This is a genomic window from Acaryochloris marina MBIC11017, from assembly GCF_000018105.1.
Classification (GTDB): Bacteria; Cyanobacteriota; Cyanobacteriia; order Thermosynechococcales; family Thermosynechococcaceae; genus Acaryochloris; species Acaryochloris marina.
In genome coordinates this window covers 5,989,312-6,006,966 of the sequence record NC_009925.1, presented here as the reverse complement: position 1 = coordinate 6,006,966, position 17,655 = coordinate 5,989,312, and the positions used below count along the sequence as shown (strand labels likewise).

Annotated in this window: 16 protein-coding genes; 11 read left to right on the top strand and 5 right to left on the bottom strand. The window is 45.9% G+C overall.

Translation table 11 applies throughout. The annotated features are described in order from the left end of the window. Positions 1-257: 257 nt before the first annotated feature. The 4 genes from AM1_RS44490 (at position 258) to der (ending at position 3,378) form a co-directional block, all read left to right on the top strand. A complete protein-coding gene (locus tag AM1_RS44490) occupies positions 258-317 on the top strand; it encodes a hypothetical protein (RefSeq protein ID WP_071819994.1) in 60 nt (19 codons plus the stop codon). Between the two features lie 182 nt (positions 318-499). After that, the gene (gene fghA, locus AM1_RS26770; RefSeq protein ID WP_012166080.1) at positions 500-1,345 is read left to right on the top strand and encodes an S-formylglutathione hydrolase; all 846 of its coding nucleotides are present in this window, start codon (positions 500-502) and stop codon (positions 1,343-1,345) included. A gap of 76 nt (positions 1,346-1,421) precedes the next feature. Beyond that, entirely contained in the window at positions 1,422-1,976 is a 555-nt protein-coding gene (locus tag AM1_RS26765) for a phycobiliprotein lyase (RefSeq protein ID WP_041660591.1), read from the top strand. 40 nt (positions 1,977-2,016) lie between these two features. Beyond that, complete coding sequence (der, locus tag AM1_RS26760; RefSeq protein WP_012166078.1) at positions 2,017-3,378, top strand: ribosome biogenesis GTPase Der; 1,362 nt, start codon at positions 2,017-2,019, stop codon at positions 3,376-3,378. A gap of 116 nt (positions 3,379-3,494) precedes the next feature. Here the strand turns inward: der and AM1_RS42365 are convergent, their stop codons facing one another. Next, positions 3,495-3,884 carry a hypothetical protein gene (locus AM1_RS42365; protein ID WP_041660590.1) on the bottom strand — a complete coding sequence of 130 codons (390 nt, stop codon included), beginning with the start codon at positions 3,882-3,884 and terminating at the stop codon, positions 3,495-3,497. A gap of 527 nt (positions 3,885-4,411) precedes the next feature. Here AM1_RS42365 and AM1_RS26745 point away from each other — a divergent pair. The 3 genes from AM1_RS26745 (at position 4,412) to AM1_RS26735 (ending at position 8,520) form a co-directional block, all read left to right on the top strand. After that, positions 4,412-5,716, top strand: coding sequence for an MFS transporter (locus AM1_RS26745; protein ID WP_012166074.1), 1,305 nt, complete (start codon positions 4,412-4,414; stop codon positions 5,714-5,716). Positions 5,717-5,870: 154 nt separating this feature from the next. After that, positions 5,871-7,970 (top strand): tetratricopeptide repeat protein, encoded by a 2,100-nt coding sequence (locus AM1_RS26740; protein ID WP_012166073.1) that lies wholly within the window; start codon positions 5,871-5,873, stop codon positions 7,968-7,970. A gap of 139 nt (positions 7,971-8,109) precedes the next feature. Further along, positions 8,110-8,520: a hypothetical protein gene (locus tag AM1_RS26735; protein ID WP_012166072.1), complete on the top strand. Its 411-nt coding sequence runs from the start codon at positions 8,110-8,112 to the stop codon at positions 8,518-8,520. A 171-nt stretch (positions 8,521-8,691) separates the two neighbouring features. Here the strand turns inward: AM1_RS26735 and arsH are convergent, their stop codons facing one another. Together arsH and AM1_RS26725 are read right to left on the bottom strand one after the other, a co-directional pair. Then, positions 8,692-9,357: an arsenical resistance protein ArsH gene (gene arsH / locus AM1_RS26730; RefSeq protein ID WP_315875436.1), complete on the bottom strand. Its 666-nt coding sequence runs from the start codon at positions 9,355-9,357 to the stop codon at positions 8,692-8,694. A gap of 168 nt (positions 9,358-9,525) precedes the next feature. Then, positions 9,526-9,867 (bottom strand): hypothetical protein, encoded by a 342-nt coding sequence (locus AM1_RS26725; RefSeq protein WP_012166071.1) that lies wholly within the window; start codon positions 9,865-9,867, stop codon positions 9,526-9,528. Positions 9,868-10,334: 467 nt separating this feature from the next. Here AM1_RS26725 and AM1_RS26720 point away from each other — a divergent pair, with 467 nt between their 5' ends. Further along, positions 10,335-10,823: a 2TM domain-containing protein gene (locus AM1_RS26720; RefSeq protein ID WP_041660585.1), complete on the top strand. Its 489-nt coding sequence runs from the start codon at positions 10,335-10,337 to the stop codon at positions 10,821-10,823. Between the two features lie 122 nt (positions 10,824-10,945). On the opposite strand, the gene htpG is transcribed toward AM1_RS26720, so the two are convergent. Continuing rightward, the gene (gene htpG / locus AM1_RS26715; protein ID WP_012166069.1) at positions 10,946-12,952 is read right to left on the bottom strand and encodes a molecular chaperone HtpG; all 2,007 of its coding nucleotides are present in this window, start codon (positions 12,950-12,952) and stop codon (positions 10,946-10,948) included. A gap of 433 nt (positions 12,953-13,385) precedes the next feature. On the opposite strand from htpG, the gene AM1_RS26710 reads away from it, so the two are divergent. Next, positions 13,386-13,637, top strand: coding sequence for a response regulator (locus AM1_RS26710; protein ID WP_012166068.1), 252 nt, complete (start codon positions 13,386-13,388; stop codon positions 13,635-13,637). Here AM1_RS26710 and AM1_RS26705 read toward each other — a convergent pair. After that, complete coding sequence (locus AM1_RS26705) at positions 13,634-14,689, bottom strand: IS630-like element ISAcma14 family transposase (protein WP_041658446.1); 1,056 nt, start codon at positions 14,687-14,689, stop codon at positions 13,634-13,636. The two genes, AM1_RS26710 and AM1_RS26705, sit on opposite strands and share 4 nt — an antisense overlap. A 128-nt stretch (positions 14,690-14,817) precedes the next feature. On the opposite strand from AM1_RS26705, the gene AM1_RS26700 reads away from it, so the two are divergent. Together AM1_RS26700 and AM1_RS26695 are read left to right on the top strand one after the other, a co-directional pair. Beyond that, positions 14,818-15,744, top strand: a complete 927-nt coding sequence (locus AM1_RS26700) for an ATP-binding protein (RefSeq protein ID WP_012166067.1) — start codon at positions 14,818-14,820, stop codon at positions 15,742-15,744. Between the two features lie 294 nt (positions 15,745-16,038). Further along, positions 16,039-17,640, top strand: coding sequence for a CHRD domain-containing protein (locus AM1_RS26695; RefSeq protein ID WP_238549094.1), 1,602 nt, complete (start codon positions 16,039-16,041; stop codon positions 17,638-17,640). Positions 17,641-17,655: the final 15 nt, after the last annotated feature.

The window sequence follows — 17,655 nt, the reverse complement described above, 5'->3', positions numbered from 1 at the left end:
GTTTTAGGGCGATTCCCGAACGGTTTGGCTAGGGTTGAAAAACTTGATTCGGGAGCAGTTATTGAACCAACCATAATCAAACCTTAATCGAGAAAAATGTGAAGCTTAACCTGTCTTTGCAGATGAATCTAAATTTGATTCTTCAGAATAAGAATCAGGTTCACAAACGCTCGGAGTCAATCGACCTGCTGTGCAGGTTTGAGTTGATTGATTTAGCTAAAGGGACGCAGGACAGAGGTTTTTACCCTTAAGCTGCGATGGAAACGAATGACCTGGGATTAATCGCGACGGCCCTATTTGCGCCCTGCGTTTTTTGATCTTGGCTCTATCCCCAAACCGCCAGTCGTGAAAGCGGTAACAATTAGGCTCGCCTAATCTCAGGGTCAGCAGTAATAGTGGGCGAATTTGCGATTCGTAAATTGAGGTAAACAATCTGGTGATTCGGGATGCGATCGCATCTCCATCCTCCATAATGGCGAAGTTGCTCTAGATTGCATCTATGTCAGTATCGTTCACCTGTCGTCAGGAGACTGTCTGTTTTGGCGGCACCATGGGATTCTACAGCCATGACTCCCAAACCTGCCAAACTCCCATGAACTTTGCCGTCTATCAGCCCCCCCAGGCGAAGACAGGTCCAGTGCCCGTGCTCTACTTTTTATCGGGACTCACCTGTACAGAAGAGAATTTTGTCACCAAGGCGGGTGCCCAGCGATATGCGGCTGAATATGGTGTGATGCTAGTGGCACCGGATACCAGTCCACGAGATGGCGAAACCCCAGGTGCAGAAGAAGATTGGGATATAGGGACCGGGGCGGGGTTTTATGTGAATGCAACGGCGGAACCTTGGGCCAAGCATTATCACATGTATGACTATGTTGTCGAAGAGTTACCAGCACTAATTGCCCAGTTCTTTCCGGCCAATGAGCGGCAGAGCGTGTGTGGTCATTCCATGGGCGGCCATGGGGCCTTAGTCTGTGGGTTACGGAATCGCGATCGCTATCGGTCCATTTCCGCCTTTGCCCCCATCGTGGCTCCGACCCGCTGCCCTTGGGGCCATAAAATCTTCTCCAATTATTTGGGCGTGGATATGGAAACTTGGAAGCAATACGATGCCTGTGAGTTGGTACATCATTACCAAGATGACCGCCCTCTGTTAGTGGATCAAGGCTCAGCGGACTCTTTTCTTGAAGAACAATTGCGGCCTCATCTCTTACAGGAAGCCTGTGAACAAGCCCAGCGCCCCTTAACCCTGAGAATGCAGCCAGGCTATGACCATAGCTACTATTTCATCGCCAGTTTTATCGGAGATCACATCAAATTCCATGCCGAATATCTGTGTTCGTGAGGGTTTCCTCAACTGAAATTCGATACCAGGGGGAACAATGTCCTAAAATTAGGGGATTGCCCACCCTCACAGTTTCATGGACATCCAGGCATTTATTCAACAAAGTTGCGGCCGATGGTTTACGCAGCGCACATGCCATCAGATGGGAAATTTATCCTCTGAGGCCCAATCAGCGCAGCTTTGGATGGAACAACTGAGCTTGGAAGATAGAGCGGTTTTGGAGTTGTGCAACGCTGCCGATGTTGATCCAACGGTGGCTCAGTGTGCCGCTAAAATTTCTTGGAAAGAACAGGGGTTTCAGGTTCAGCCCCAAGAAACGGGGGAGTTGTTGTTGGTCGCACTATCAAACACACCCCATCAAGGAGAAATACTGCAACAAGTGGGTACAGCCCCTTTGATGCGACTCAATTTTCAAATTGATGGTGATCAGAGACTGATTCTCGCAGGAACCCAAGATCAATTTCATTTGGAGGAACGGGTATGGTTCGCCAGCCCTAATTTGCGTTTACGCATCAGTCTATTAAAACAGGCGAATCAACTGTATCAAGCGACTTGGTATTCTGAAGTGCGGATGGGGGTTTTGCCCGAACCTGCGCCTGAAGAACTACCCCATGCCGCCTCAACCAAGTAAGCGGTAATCATTCAATTTATTTAGAAATAGGGATATCAGTATGGGGTTACCCATTGTTGCCATTGTTGGTCGCCCAAATGTGGGTAAGTCAACCCTCGTCAATCGACTGACGGGGATGATGGATGCGATTGTTCATGATTCGCCAGGAGTGACCCGCGATCGCACCTATCGTCCAGCTCTCTGGAATGGCCGAGATTTTTCCCTAGTGGATACTGGCGGACTGGTGTTTGATGACCAAACGGAATTCCTTCCCTTTATTCGGCAGCAAGTCATGATTGCCCTAGCGGAAGCCACCGTGGTGGTGATGGTGGTAGATGGACAAGCTGGCCCCACCCCCGCAGATCATGAGATTGCCCATTGGCTGCGGCAGCAAGATACCCCTGTGCTGTTGGCGGTCAATAAATGCGAATCCCCAGAACAAGGCATCACTCAAGCGGCCCAGTTTTGGGAATTGTCCTTAGACGAACCGTTACCGGTCTCAGGCATTCACGGTAATGGCACTGGCGATCTCCTCGATCAAGTGGTGGAGTATTTTTCCGAAACCCCTGAATCTGAGGATGAACCGGAGATTAAGGTGGCGTTGGTGGGACGCCCGAATGTGGGTAAATCCAGCTTGCTCAATGCCTTTGTGGGCGAGAATCGCTCGATTGTGAGTCCCATCTCCGGTACAACCCGCGATACCATTGATATGGTGGTCCGAAGGGGTGAGCAAACCTACCGCTTTATTGATACAGCAGGCATTCGTCGCAAGAAGAATGTCTCCTATGGGCCGGAGTTCTTTGGCATTAATCGAGCGTTTAAAGCAATCCGGCGATCGCAAGTCGTATTGTTTGTGATTGATGCCTTGGATGGCGTTACAGAACAGGATCAGAAGCTAGCTGGCCGCATTATTGATGATGGTCGCGCTTGTGTTTTGGTGGTGAATAAATGGGATGCCGTCACGAAAGACACCTACACCATCAATGAATTCAGCAAACAAATTCGATCTCGTCTCAATTTTATGGAATGGGCAGAGATGATTTTTGTCAGTGCTCAGACCGGGCAACGGGTGGAAAAAATTCTGAACTTGGTGGATACGGCTGCTCGACAGTTTGAACAGCGGGTAACCACTTCGGTGATTAATGAGGTCTTGGAAGAAGCGGTGAGCTGGCATACACCTCCAACCACTCGTCAAGGACGGCAAGGCAAAATTTACTACGGAACCCAAGTCAGCAGTCAACCACCGACGATTGCTCTGTTTGTGAACAATCCTGACCATTTCAAAGACAATTATCGTCGCTATATCGAACGACAATTCCGAGAAAATTTAGACTTTACAGGTACCCCGATTCGTCTACTCTGGCGAGGGAAGAAGCTGCGGGATGTGGAGCGGAATACTGCGAATCGAGCAACAAGAGCTTGAAATGAATTTTAGCCTTGACGACTATTACCTTTCAAGTTCTTTATCGATCTAGTCTGGATGGAAATTATAGAAGGTAAAAAAAGATTGAATTTATGAGTTAAGACCTATTCATAATCCTAATTGCAGCTGTCAGATTTAGGTTTAGGTTTTGGTGTTGTAGATTGGTCTTGATTATCATTCTCTGAGAGAGAACCTAACACTTTAGTGAGTGGAAAACCCTTTCGAATTCTTCCATTATTGGGTGAATCCAAAAGTACTGAATTTGGGCCTGAATTGGATTGTGGATTTGACTGGGCAGTCTTTGATAATTTCTTACTGATTTGACAGAGATCTTGGTTAGAGTAAGAGGTTTCTGATTGCTGATCTGATAGAGAAGCAGGAGAAGTGTCCTGTATATCTGAGGCTTTTGGAGATGGGCTATTTTTCTCCTGAGCCAGTGATAAAGAAGGTGAAAAACATAAACAAGACCCTAGCAATAGAACTGCTGATTTTGAACGCCAATTCATCAGGATACCCACCAGTATTGAGAAAGTGAAGAAGGCCAGATTTTCATTTCCAGTCTAACGAAAAGTTAGTTTTATCAAGAGGAACTCATACCGTACAACGCTGTAGCTTATATATGATTTTTTATTGAATAGAGAGTGAATAGGATATATCACGATTGCAGATAAGCGTAGGCAATACATTGCATTGAATTTTGTGGGGTTGGCTTTCCTGCTAACTCTTTTTTATAGTATAATTGTACTATATTATTTTTTCGTTTAGTATTTCTAGCCCTGCTCTTACAGGCTTGTTTGGATAAGGCTCCTAGTCTGATTAGGCCGATGAGGTTCAAAGTGTCAGCACCTACTTTCCACCGACTTTAATTGTGTGGCAAATCTCACTTTGAACGAGGGGGGGAGGGAAGCACTTCTTCTTCCCCAAACAGAGCTGGTGGCGTGCCATTTTCAACATATGAACTGTGCTGGAAGCAATTACTGCCATAGCACTCAGACCATTCTGCCCAAGATTTACGCGATCGCAAGTTGGATTCATGACAAAAGTTTTCTATGCCATTTTGGTGAACTCACTGGTTGCCCTGTTGACGAATACCTTTGTTTGGTTTGCGGCCACGTTTTGGGTGTACTTGCAAACAGAGTCTGTCGTGGCGATGTCGATGATGGCGGGCATCTACTTAATTACCGTGTCTATTTCTGGGTTTTTCTTGGGGACATTGGTAGATCGCTATTACAAGAAAACCGTGATGTTGCTGTCCAGCCTCTGCTCCCTAGTTTTATACCTGTTGGCCTATAGTGTTATTGCTTTCTCACAGGTCGAAGTCTTTACCAATCCTGCAAACCCCAGACTCTGGGGATTTATTCTTCTAGCATTAGCAGGTGTAATCGCAGGTAATTTACGATCCATTGCTCTCCCGACTTTAGTGACGCTTTTGGTCCATAAATCTAAACGAGATCAGGCTAATGGTCTTGTGGGCACCATTAATGGCGTTTCATTTTTGGTGGCGTCTACCTTCAGTGGATTGGTGATTGGTTATTTAGGTGTGAAGTGGATGTTGGGAATTGCGATCGCATTGACCTTGTTGGCCATCCTTCAACTTGCAGCAATCCCCATACCTGAGCAGAATATCCTGCAAACTGAGTCAGAAACTCGAAACGTTGATCTTCGGGGTACGATTCGATCGATTTATCTTGTCCCAGGTCTATTCGCCTTAATTTTCTTCAATACCATCAACAACTTTTTAGGTGGTGTCTTTATGTCTTTAATGGATGCCTATGGACTATCCCTAGTATCTGTTCAGGTTTGGGGGATTTTATGGGGATTTTTAAGCTTGGGCTTTATTGTGGGTGGGATTGGGGTGGCTCGCTGTGGCTTGGGGAAAAGTCCCCTGCGAACCCTATTTCTGGCCAACCTAGGCATATGGGGAGTGGCCATCTTTTTTACCATTCAGGCATCAATTGTACTGTTGGCGATGGGGTCTTTTGTGTATCTGTGTCTAACCCCTGTGGTGGAAGCGGCCGAACAAACCATCTTGCAAACAGTGATCCCCCTTGAGCGCCAGGGGCGGGTGTTTGGCTTTGCCCAAAGTATTGAGCAAGCGGCTTCCCCCTTGACTGCATTTATGGTGGGCCCTATTGCCCAGCTCCTGTTTATTCCGTTTATGACCACGGGGGCTGGGGTCGAACTCCTGGGTCCCTGGTTTGGAACGGGTCGGGCTCGGGGAATCGCCCTATTGTTTACGGTGACAGGACTGGTGGGATTGATGATGACCGTATTGGCGATGCGATCGCAATCCTATCAAACCTTATCGAGACAGTATTTTAGAGCCAAGAGCTTGTGAAGTGGCGATCAAGGCCACCTTCTTTCCCCAGCCATGCTGAAGGCCTGGCATGTATAAGATGCATAATAATAAGGATTCAGTGCCTAGGCTACAAGGTCCGGATGAGTAGAAAGTTAGAATTGAGTATGGTTCCTCATACTTTCGATGTTGCAACATGATCTGTTGCCTCAGCCCTACCTGCAATCAGCCCCAAAACCACGATGGAGATCACTACTGCCAACGATGTGGTGCACCCCTATCCGCGTTACTCAGAAACCGCTATAAAGTTATCAAACTTTTAGGGAAAGGGGGGTTTGGCCGGACTTTTCTGGCCCATGATACGGATAACCTGAATGAGCGTTGTGTTGTAAAGCAGCTCACCTTCCAATCCACCAATGCCTGGATGAAACAAAAAGCCATTCAGCTCTTTGAAGGGGAAGCCCAACAGCTCCAGCAACTGGGGACTCACCCTCAAATCCCTGCTTTACTGGGCTATTTTGAAGACGAAGGCTGTCTGTATCTGATCCAGCAGTACATAGAAGGGAAAAATTTAAAGCAGCTCCTAGAGCATCAGGGCCCTTTTTCTGGGGAACAGATTGAGCAAATATTGCTTAATCTGCTTCCAGTTCTGCAATACATCCATGAACGCGGCGTTATTCATCGAGATATTAAGCCCGATAATATTATGCATATTCCTGGAACTGGGAAATATGTGCTGATCGATTTTGGCGTTGCTAAACCTATCCCTGATCCTGCGAAAGAGCTATCTGGAACTGTCTTAGGTTCACCTGGCTTTGCCCCTTTTGAGCAAATGCGATTAGGCATTGCCACCCCTAGCGGTGATTTGTTCGGATTAGGCGCGAGCTGTTTTTATCTATTAAGCCAAACCTCTCCATCCACTTTGGCAACGGAACTCGGGTACAGTTGGCTAGAGTCATGGTATTCCTATGTTTCCCAGCCCCTCAGTCCCTTGCTAAGACAGGTTTTGAGTCAGCTTTTACAGAAAGAAGCCTCAAACCGCTATCAATCGGCAGAAGCAGCCCTAAAAGTGTTATCCAGGACGGTCCCAACTCCAGGGGCCAGCGCCACAGCAACGACTCTCCCCAAAGCTTCGACGTTACCGTTACCGGGGCAAGTGCAGAGTTCCCTGGAAGCGTCTTTGCCCCCTACAAAAGTGGTTGAATCTTCGGTGGACCGACGGTCCAAACCCTTTATCTTTTATTTAGCACCCCAATCCAATACCACTTCTCTTCAAAAAGACTCGTCTCCCCGCATGAGTCGCAAGGTTGTTGGCAGTGCCCTATTCACCCTGACACTCCTGGGCGGAATCGGGTATGTCGTGGCCCAAGGGCTACAATCAGCCGTTTCCCCCAAAGCGATCACAGTTGCCGAAGTCAATCGGCAAGTTCAAGGTCATCTCCAACAAGGGGATCAAAAGTTTGCCCAAGGAGACTATCAACGGGCATTGCGTGAATATGCAGCTGCGATTCAGAAAGATCCTGAAAATGCAGAAGCCCACTTTAACAGTGGGATTACGAAACGTCGGCTCAATGATCTTAAAGGGGCCATCGCCCATTACACTACCGCCATCCGCCTCAAGCCAACCTCAGTCGATGCTTACAATAATCGAGGATTGGTGCGCAGCGAGCTAGGGGACAAACTGGCTGCCATTGCTGATTTTACGGAAGCGATTCGCCTCAATCCTCAACATGTTCAGGCCTATAACAATCGAGGAACCATTTATTCTGAGGTTGGGAAAAAACAGGCGGCCATCGCCGATTATTCCCAAGCAGTACAGATTGATGCTCAGTATTATGAGGCGTACTTTAATCGCGGCATTGTGCAGTCAGATCTAGGCAATACCAAGGCCGCGATCTCAGATTATTCCCAGGTCATTCGCCTGAACTCCAACTATGCTCAAGCCTACAATAATCGGGGAATTGCATATGTTAACCTCGGCAATTTGAAGAAAGCAATTGCCGATTATACTCAAGCGATTCGTGTTGATCCCAAATATGCCAGAGCATATACTAATCGGGGCACTGCCCAATTAGCCTTGGGGAATAAACAAGCCGCAATTGCTGACTATACCCAAGCCATTGACATTGATTCAACCTACGCTAAAGCATATGAAAACCGTGGAACGGTAAAAGGCCAGCTCGGCAAGAAGCAAGAGGCGATCCAGGACTTACAAAAAGCTGCAGATATTTACCAAGTTCAAGGAAAGACGAAGGATTACCAGAAAATGATCGAGGCTATAGAAAAATTGTCATAACATCCCAATTCTAAATACTACTAGAAAAGGGTAAATTTTTGGTAAAAGATAGAAATTGTATGTCAGAATCTTTGAAACTTTAATTCTGAAAATTTCGTCTTTTTAGGCAAACGTTCCCTATACCTTTGAGGCATTTTTAATGACTAAATTTGCTCCCAGTATTCAAAGAATAGTCTTATCCGCAGCCACCGTGGGTTGCTTGGCAAGTTTCTCTATTCTGTCTCCTCAGCTGGTTAGATCCCAGGATATTCCTCAACCGGATCAATCCCCAGCTGCAACCGATGAAATCACGCCCACTCCTGAAGCTGCCCCAACGCCCGGAGCCCCTGAAGCTGCCCCCACTCCTGAACCCGCGGCTCCCAATAGCGGCCAGACTATCTCACCCACGACAGTGGAAGAAAGTTCTGATGCGATTGGTGGTGCTGACAGCCCAGCTCCTGCAGCTCCTACAGGTGATGTTGCCCCTGCTGGCCCTAGCGATCCAGCGCCGGTTACCCCAACAACCCCAGCAGAAGAAGTTGCCCCACAACCTGTCCGTGGACTGTGGTAACTCTCATCTATTGAGCTGGATTTGAGTAAATGTTCCAACTTAAAATGCCAGGTTGATACCCCATGCGGATTGATCAATCTGGCATTTTTTTGATTAGCTGAGCCCGACGCCTTTGCCCCTTTTGTTTATAGTCCTATGCAATGCGGTGAGGCAGATCAAAGAGTCCGGCTATTATTTTAGTACTTTTGACATATCCATCTGTTGCTGTGCCTTGCGTTCACTGTAGCGATCCGTGAGTTCATCCACTTTGTCGCGCAGTAACAGGGTGAACCGATACAGTTCTTCCATCACATCAACAACCCGATCTCGATAGGCAGAATCTTTGAGTCTGCCATCTTCGTGAAATTCCTGGTAAGCCTTGGCGACAGAGGATTGATTCGGAATGGTGAACATTCGCATCCATCTTCCCAGCAATCTCATGGTATTCACGGCATTAAAGGATTGGGACCCGCCTGAAACCTGCATCACAGCAAGGGTTTTGCCTTGGGTGGGCCGAACAGCTCCTAATTTTAGAGGTATCCAGTCAATTTGAGTTTTCATCAAGCCAGAAATATTGCCGTGGAGTTCAGGGCTGGACCAGACCTGCCCCTCTGACCATTGGACCAGGGTGAGCAATTCCTGAACTTTGGGATGGGTATCGGGTTCAGCTCCATGTAACGGCAGCCCACGAGGGTTGAAAAAGCGCACTTCTGCCCCCATCTCTTCAATAATTCGTGATGCTTCTTCCGCTAGAAGACGGCTGTAAGAGCGCTCTCTCAAAGAACCATAAAGAAATAAAATTCTGGGAGGATGATCTAGACTCATCTTTTGATTTAATTTTGTAGGCGGACTAAAAATATTATCGACTTTGATTTTACAAAGATACGGTTAGGGTATGGATTTATATTTTTAGCCAGAAAAGATAAGACAAATTTTAGGGGGATTGTTGATTGGCCTAATATTCGGCAAGAGTCAGGGACAGTTCCATGAACCATGGTGCCGGATGGCAATCTATCGCAGATGTGGTTACTTTGGGCCTTCAATAGATATTGAGCAATTCGTATTGAGCAGTTCGCTGAGCTGATTGAAAATCTCAAAGCAATGATTCTGTCTGTGGAAAGGCAACTCTTCATTCGTCACAACCACATCCATCTGCTTGGCGTTGGCGGAATCTAGGGCATTGTCTACCACAACTTCAATCGTGACGAGTTTAGCAATGGCAACTTGTCCGGGGTGCTCTCTAGCAATCAGACAGTCCTTTTGGAAAAATAAGACTTCTAGGCCATTTCCATCTAAAAATGTTTGTAATTTTGAATAGACGTTATCTAAGGGCTGTAAAACGGTTGTTGAGCAAGTATATCTAGCCATAACAAGTCATTAAAGTGTTATTTGTCTAAAGGAGAGCCACCCTCAATTCTCTTTGTCTGGGACTAAGTTGAATCGAGAGTTAGCTCTTATGGGCTCAACCTCTCATGTATTTGTGAAGTTCCGGTTAACCCCGCTCTGAATGGTTGCCCCATAGACATAGGGTGGCGACGGACCAAAAATGGCTGATGACAGATAGACAAATCTCATCGAATTTCCTGGTAAAAATCTTTTTGGGACCTATGTGAACCAAAGCTTGGGGAAGGACGTAGAAATTTCCGAACCCGTTCCGAATGGACTCAGCTTAGGGCTAAACAGCTGACAATACGGCTATTTGTGGCCTTCGCCATAGCTGTAGATATGCCCCATAACAAGCTGTAATTAAAAAAGATTAGGGCTAGCCCCACAACCTTCGAACCGTGTCGGTCAGCAAGTTTGTCATAATAGGATTGAGACACTGGATATTGGGCATGGCAGCGGAACCGTCAAAAGCAACATTGACCTACAGCCAAGAGCAAGTTCAGCAAATCCTCAACCTTGCGATCGCACAACAAGACTATGAGGGTGAATTTTCCCATGCGCAGCTTCTAGAAATTGCCGAAGAACTAGCGATTCCCCAAATCACCTTGGAGCAGGCTGCTCAAAGTATCAAAACCCAACAAGGGGAATTAGTGAAGCGCCAAAGCTTTAATTTGTATCGTCGCGCTAACTTGCGAAAAAAAGCAGGACGATATGCGATCGCAAATGCCAGTCTCATCCTCATCAATACCCTTATGGGATTCTCGTCCCCATGGTCTTTGTATATTGCCTTGATCTGGGGATTGCGTTTAGGACTGAATGCCTGGAATGTCTATCACACTGGGGATGAAGCCTACGAAAAGGCTTTTCGGAGATGGGAACGCAAGCATCAGTTTCAAAAGAAAGTGGATACCTGGCTGGGACGATTGTTGAGTGTCTAATCCAGTAACGCCTCTCTTATCCCTTCCGCCTGATCTGCCCCATCACTTAGCCCGCTCAGCAATGATACTAAGCGGGCTATAAATATTGAAGCTTAGGGGCGCTTCCCCAAGTTTTAAGGTCTCTATTTCGCAGCTAACTCAGTCAACCGAGTGAGCACCTGGTTAGAGCGCTCGGTAAATGCTTGCATTCCCTCAGCATCAAACCCTTTCTGAGCCATCAGAGCCAAATCATAGACATGGTGGCAAATTTGATTTGCTAATTCTCCTGCAGGAGATTGACCATCCGCTTGGACCACTCCTCCCTGACTCAGAGTCAACAGATTTTGAATCAGTGGATGAGAGGTATTGACTAGCAACGTATATTCAGTAGGAAACTGCATATTCTGTTGCTGCATCATGGCCATCATCTCCTGCATCCGACGAGCGGATTCCGGTAACAGCACCATTGCCGGAGGTGCCCCTTGAGGAGTATCCGACTTCAACGCTTCGGTGCGGATGGTTAGATTAGAATTGTCCAGAGATTTCTCAAACAGGGCCTTGATAATTTCACTGCGCGTTTGATTGGTAGTGGGATCGACAATTTCGGCTGCTTGATCCTTATCAATAAGGGTTTCATCCAAATCCGCATCCACCCGTGCAAACTTCACGTCTGTATATTCTCGTTCTAGGAACGGGACAAAGTGGGTGTCAATAAAAGTATCCAGGAACAGTACTTCCAATCCTTGATTTTTCAGTAAGGAGACATAGGTCGCTTGGTTGACCTCATCGGTACAGTAGTAAACCTGGTTCTCATGCCGCTCCTGATTGCGCTCCAGATACTCTTTCAACGTCGTATGGGGCGGTTCAGAGGAGGCAGCAGAAGCCTCTTCTTTGGCATCAGTTGGAGAATCTGCCCAAGCATCATCCGTTGTATCTTCAGAATTTTCAATGGCAGGTTCAGCCGTAGGCTCTGGGGCTGGAGCAAGTTCAGCAGTGGTTCGATAAATCAAAATATCTTCGATTTGTTTCTTGAACTTATCGTTATTGATGGAGCCGAATTTGACGAAAGTCCCCACATCTTGCCAGCAGCGAATATAGGCATCCCGGTCATCACGATAGAGGGCTTTCAGGCGATCCCCCACTTTCTTAGCAATATAATCCGCAATCCGGCGGACCGTGCGATCATTCTGCAAAAAGCTACGGGAGACATTAAGAGGGATATCGCTACTGTCAATCACGCCCTGGAGCGGCATCAGGAACTGAGGAATCACCTCTTCACAATTGTCGCTAACAAATACCTGATTGCAAAACAGCTTTATTTGGCCTTTTGTCACATCAATATCTGGCTTCAGCTTCGGAAAGTAGAGAATGCCATTGACGATAAACGGATAGTCCGTATTTAGATGTACCCAGAGTAAAGGATCTTCCTGGAAGGGATATAGATACCGATAAAACTCCAGATAGTCTTCATCGGTAAGATTGCTAGGAGACTCTTTCCAAGGTGCTTTTTGCTTGTTAATTTGCTCATCCCCTAATTTGATGGGGACAGGCAGGAAATCACAGTAGGTCTTTACCAAAGACTTGATGCGAGCCTCTTCGGCATATTCAATCTCCTCTTCCATCAAAGTGAGGGTAATCTTAGTCCCTCGCTGATTCCACTCTGAGGCCTCTAACTGATAGTCCGTATTGCCTTCGCAGGACCAATGAACGGCTTCAGCCCCTTCTTTATAAGACAGAGTATCGATTTCAACTTTTTGCGCCACCATAAAGGACGAATAAAAGCCCAAGCCAAAATGGCCAATAATGGCCTGATCACCACTGTCTTTATATTTCTCGACAAATTCCTCTGCACTGGAAAAGGCCACCTGAGTAATATATTGCTTGACCTCATCAGCTGTCATGCCGATGCCATTGTCGGTAATGGTGAGCTGCTTGTTATCCTTGTCAACGGTGATTACAACCTCAGGTTCCCCCACTTCACCGGAATATTCCCCTGCCATCGACACCATCTTCATTTTCTGCATGGCGTCCACTGCATTGGAAATCAGTTCCCGCAAGAAAATCTCATGGTCTGAATAGAGCCATTTTTTGATGATCGGGAAGATATTCTCGGTATGTATCGAAATTGTGCCTTGTTCCAGCATAGTCATTGGTATCCGTTCAGGCGATCAATAGTAATTCCATCATTTCCCTTAAAATATCGCATTTTCAACAGCCATTTAGATACTGTAAGTGCAGGTGAGATCACCGATGGTATGGGATTCGGATATCCCTACCTACCCAGCTAGTGAACGAGATGGATCTATAACCAGTGATTGAAAGAGTTAATGTCTACGATGAAAGTATTTTGTTGCTTCTTAGTATGGTTATCTATTTCTATCGGAATCAATCGATAGGGTTATCCTATAAACCATAGCTAAAATTATCGTCAAAATATCCTTGAATGATAAAGAGGGATCTGAAATTTTGCGGAAATAGTACTTGGTTAAGATGTAAAGCCTGTACTATTAGGAATAAAATTAACGATCTTTTGCCATTTAGTCAGATTTCTGTTAAATTCAGCCCGACTTTGCGAATGAAATAATGACAACTTTGCCGAATAAGACCCTAAAGTCAAATATTTTGGTCGTTGATGATTCGGCAGAAAACCTGCGTATCCTCTCTAGTATGCTGACAGAAGAGGGGTTCGCTGTTCGCTGTGCCCGCAGTGGCCTTATGGCTTTGACAACATTACAAAATACTCGTGCCGATTTAATATTGCTAGATATTAAAATGCCTCAAATGTCAGGTTATGAGGTGTGTGAACATCTAAAGGCAGATCCCGTTATACTCTAGGCGGCTAAGATATTAACTTTCTTAAAAGACTGAAACTTGAGTGATAGTAAGGTGGTGAGTTTCGCCTTATGCTCTCCATTACACTGGTCGATGCACTGTTGAATGGCCCCTTTGAAGGCGGGAAAATCAGCATAATACTTTGAATAGAGACATTCCTTGCGTACAAAACGCCAGAGTCGCTCAATCAAATTCAAATGGGGTGAATAGGAGGGCAGATAGACCAGCTCAATATCGACGATCTCGGCAAAGTCCGTTACAAGCTGACATTTCTGGTATCGCGCATTGTCTAAAATCACGCTGATGGGTATGACTGGGTCAAGTAGCGCCAGCTTGGCCAGTAACAGGCACATACTGTGAGAATTGATATAGGTGTGGTTGGTAACGCTGACTAGGTCTTTGGTGATAGCGTCGAGCGCGCCCAGGACATTGAAACGTTGGCGACCAGAAGGAGAAGGGATGAAGATCCGAGTGATGCACCAGACAAACCCTAGATAAGCACGGTGAACAAAGTGAGCAGCATCCACAAAAAAGACAAGACGCTCTTGGCGTTGAGCTTCCTCTAATAAGGGTTCAAGGCGAGTGTGTCGAAACTGCTCTTGCTCCTCAATTTTCTCGGGCAGACTCGACTTTCCCGGCACATACCCCACTTTTCGATAACGACAACCGATGCGTTTGAGGAAGGCTTTGATTTGGGTGGGACTGCGTTTGATGCCTGTTAATTGCTCAATGACCGCTTGAGCTTCTGCACTGGTGCGGGGAGGATGTTGCTCAAAGTAAGCTCTCACACTATCGCTATGAGCGTTGAGTAGACTCGGTTGACCTTTATATTCAAGGGTCTTCAGCCCTTCAATCCCTCCTTGTTGATACTGACGAAGAGTTTTGGCTAAAGTGGGGCGACTAATCTGACAAAGCTGGCAGATCTGGGTATGGGAAAGACCTTGACTCTTCAAGTAGAGCACTTCCATCCGTCGCTGCACCCGTGGGTGAGGGTGATGATAGCGTTCGTAATTGAGTTGTTGGATTTCCTCTGCGGTGAAATCAATTTTAATCATGGGAGTGGAGGATAGGTGCGGGGATACTCCCAGTGTGCCAAATCTCTCTACCACAATGTTAAGTCACAAGTCGTCCGCAGTATACCCGTGAAATTCCAGTAATTTTTATCAGCGCTCTAGACGAAGCGATGGATAAAGTTAGAGCGTTTCAATTAGGTGGTGTTGATTATATTACTAAGCCTTTTGAATTACCTGAAGTACTGGCGCGAATTGAAAATCAAATTACCATTAGTCGCCTAAGAACTCAACTGCAAAACCAACAGCGAAAACTGCTCAGACAGAATCAAGAGCTAATGCGGTCTAACCGAGAATTAGAGCAGTTTGCCCATGTGATGTCCCATGATTTGAAGCAGCCTTTACAAAGTTTTCTATTCGCCATCGGGCTAGTCGAACAATGCTGTCAATCGAATACGAATCCCAAAGTGTTCGAGTATTTAAAGCGCTTGCGAGATACCAGTGGGACCATGCAGAAGCTCATTGATGCTTTACTAGATTATGCTCGGGTTGGCAATGAAGAGTTGGCCATTGAGGAAATTGCATGCGAGTCTATTTTGGCCATGGTACTCGATAATCTTCAGGTGGAAATTACTGAGCAATCTGCTGTTATTCATCATGATGCCCTGCCCACTGTCATGGCAGATAGAAATCAAATGATGCAGCTCTTCTATCACCTCATTACAAATGCCTTGAAATTCCAGCCTCCTAATAACAAACCAGACATTAAGATCTCAGTGAATTTGCTACCACAAGATGTGACTGAGCAAACAGGCAGTACTGGATTTCTTTCCTTTGGAAACTATGATCAGCAGGAAAACTATAAAACTCAAAGCTACCTGTTTAGTATTCATGACAATGGTATTGGTCTAGATGCTGACCAAGTTGAGTTGATCTTTGAAGTCTTTCAAAGACTTAATTCAGATGATTACTCAGGGACGGGGATGGGATTGGCAACCTGCAAAAAAATCCTAGAACGCCATAATGGACGCATTTGGGTGGAGTCAGAACTGGGTAAAGGTACAAATGTATACTTTACGCTTCCACAAAATCCTTCCTGATCGCTTGGATGTAAAGGGAAAAACATTAATTTTTAAAAAATAATAAAAAGCAGATCTGAAGTGACCAGATAGCTGTTAGCTCACACCAGAAGTTCTGAATGCGAACTCTATAGAATTAGTTTGCATCCATGCTTTAGAAAATCATCAATTCTGTGTTAAATATCTGCCAGTTTGGCTTGATCTTTATCGCATCCATTTGCTTTTATACCTATAGTTAACTATTTCAAGATTTCCCCATTGACCGTTTAATCTCGCATTATTTTCATCGCTAAACTCTTTTTTGAAGGTTATTTTATGTTTATCTCAACAAGAAAATATCCGGTTACAACCGAGGAACCTGATGCCGACCTAGATATATTCAGGGACAGTGGCGATCGGAGATCTACTTCTTCTAATAGTGATGACACATTTGATTTTTCCCTCCATAACGTAGATGTGACTGCGGCAAGCGGGACTGGAGTGGGCACAAAAAGACAAATCAATGTTGTAGCCAATAGTCGTACTGTTCCTCCCAATCCATTAGCCGCTAGCAGCCCAATAGTGCCTGCACTTTCTCTAGAGCAGCAAGATATCACAGGTATTCAAGTTCGGGTAGCTTCTGTCCTCACTACAAACCAAGAAGTTACCCCTAGCAACAACCCTGGTGCCAGAGGAACTTCTATCCTTCTACTTAATCCTGATGGAGATGCCTTAAGTTATCAATTAACGGTCTTTGGTTTGGATTTCGGCCGGTTTATTGGGGATAGGACCCCCTTTACAGCGGATACCAATGATGACGTGACCAAAGTTCATATCCATAATGCAATTAGAGGTGAGAATGGCCCCTTAGCTTTCGCTCCCATCGATTTAAGCGATCCAACCATCGATAATCAGGATGCCGATGATTTGCAGTTCCAACTAAATATGGATGGATCCGTGACCTTGACCGGACGATGGGAATTAACAGATCCAGCCTTAATTTCCCTGAGCGAGTTTGTAGATGATTTTCGCAATGTAGCTAGAGGTGGTGACATTCCTTTGTATTGGAATGTCCATACTGAAGGCTCTCCTTCCGGGGCCATTCGGGGCCAACTTATTGAGCGGGGATTGCAATCTCCTGTCCGCCTAACATCAGAGTTAACGACAAGCCAAGAAGTTACACCCAGCAATAATCCTGAAGCCTCGGGACAATCGGTGCTCCAACTCAATAGTGCTGGTGATGCCTTAAGTTATACCCTTACGGTCTTTGGTTTAGACTTTGGACAGTTTATTGGTGATGGCACTGCCTTTACCTCTGATACCAGCGATGATGTGACTAAAGTCCATATCCATAACGCGGTTCGAGGAGAAAATGGTCCCCTTGCTTTTGCTCTGATTGACTTAGAAGATTTAGCGGTTAACGATCAGGATAATGACGACCTCATAATCTCTCGAAATGAAGATGGCTCAGTGACCCTCCAAGGCATTTGGGAAACGTCTGATCCAGCTCTCATTCCCTTGAGTGATTTTGTGAATACGATCCGTGGTTCGGCTGCTGGCGAGGATATCCCGTTGTATTGGAATGTTCATACCGTGGGTTCTCCAGCTGGAGCGATTCGTGGACAGTGGCAGCCAGATGGGTTAACAGGGAGTGACTTGCCCAACAGCCTTGTCGCCAGTACTTCTCAGGCTACTTTGCAAGGAAGTGAGGGCTACGATCGCTTTACCTTGGGAGATGAGGTTGTTGAGGACACTCTCCAACAACATTTTATTTTTGAGGATTTTGATGTTTTAGATGAAATGGATCTGGGCACAGCAACGGTACTATCAACCCATGTAATTAGCTCAGACCGGATGGTCGCCAACCTAAGTAGTGGCGATACTCTGACTGTTGTGGGTGATATTATTACAGCTCAAACCCAGATGATGACGGTATAGATACATCTAGACTTA

Bases quoted from the DNA above. Each gene is read 5' to 3' on its own strand.
- fghA (WP_012166080.1), top strand. From the start codon at position 500: ATGTCAGTATCGTTCACCTGTCGTCAGGAGACTGTCTGTTTTGGCGGC.
- AM1_RS26765 (WP_041660591.1), top strand. From the start codon at position 1,422: ATGGACATCCAGGCATTTATTCAACAAAGTTGCGGCCGATGGTTTACG.
- der (WP_012166078.1), top strand. From the start codon at position 2,017: ATGGGGTTACCCATTGTTGCCATTGTTGGTCGCCCAAATGTGGGTAAG.
- AM1_RS42365 (WP_041660590.1), bottom strand. From the start codon at position 3,884: ATGAATTGGCGTTCAAAATCAGCAGTTCTATTGCTAGGGTCTTGTTTA.
- AM1_RS26745 (WP_012166074.1), top strand. From the start codon at position 4,412: ATGACAAAAGTTTTCTATGCCATTTTGGTGAACTCACTGGTTGCCCTG.
- AM1_RS26740 (WP_012166073.1), top strand. From the start codon at position 5,871: ATGATCTGTTGCCTCAGCCCTACCTGCAATCAGCCCCAAAACCACGAT.
- AM1_RS26735 (WP_012166072.1), top strand. From the start codon at position 8,110: ATGACTAAATTTGCTCCCAGTATTCAAAGAATAGTCTTATCCGCAGCC.
- AM1_RS26725 (WP_012166071.1), bottom strand. From the start codon at position 9,867: ATGGCTAGATATACTTGCTCAACAACCGTTTTACAGCCCTTAGATAAC.
- AM1_RS26720 (WP_041660585.1), top strand. From the start codon at position 10,335: ATGGCAGCGGAACCGTCAAAAGCAACATTGACCTACAGCCAAGAGCAA.
- htpG (WP_012166069.1), bottom strand. From the start codon at position 12,952: ATGACTATGCTGGAACAAGGCACAATTTCGATACATACCGAGAATATC.
- AM1_RS26710 (WP_012166068.1), top strand. From the start codon at position 13,386: ATGACAACTTTGCCGAATAAGACCCTAAAGTCAAATATTTTGGTCGTT.
- AM1_RS26705 (WP_041658446.1), bottom strand. From the start codon at position 14,689: ATGATTAAAATTGATTTCACCGCAGAGGAAATCCAACAACTCAATTAC.
- AM1_RS26700 (WP_012166067.1), top strand. From the start codon at position 14,818: ATGGATAAAGTTAGAGCGTTTCAATTAGGTGGTGTTGATTATATTACT.
- AM1_RS26695 (WP_238549094.1), top strand. From the start codon at position 16,039: ATGTTTATCTCAACAAGAAAATATCCGGTTACAACCGAGGAACCTGAT.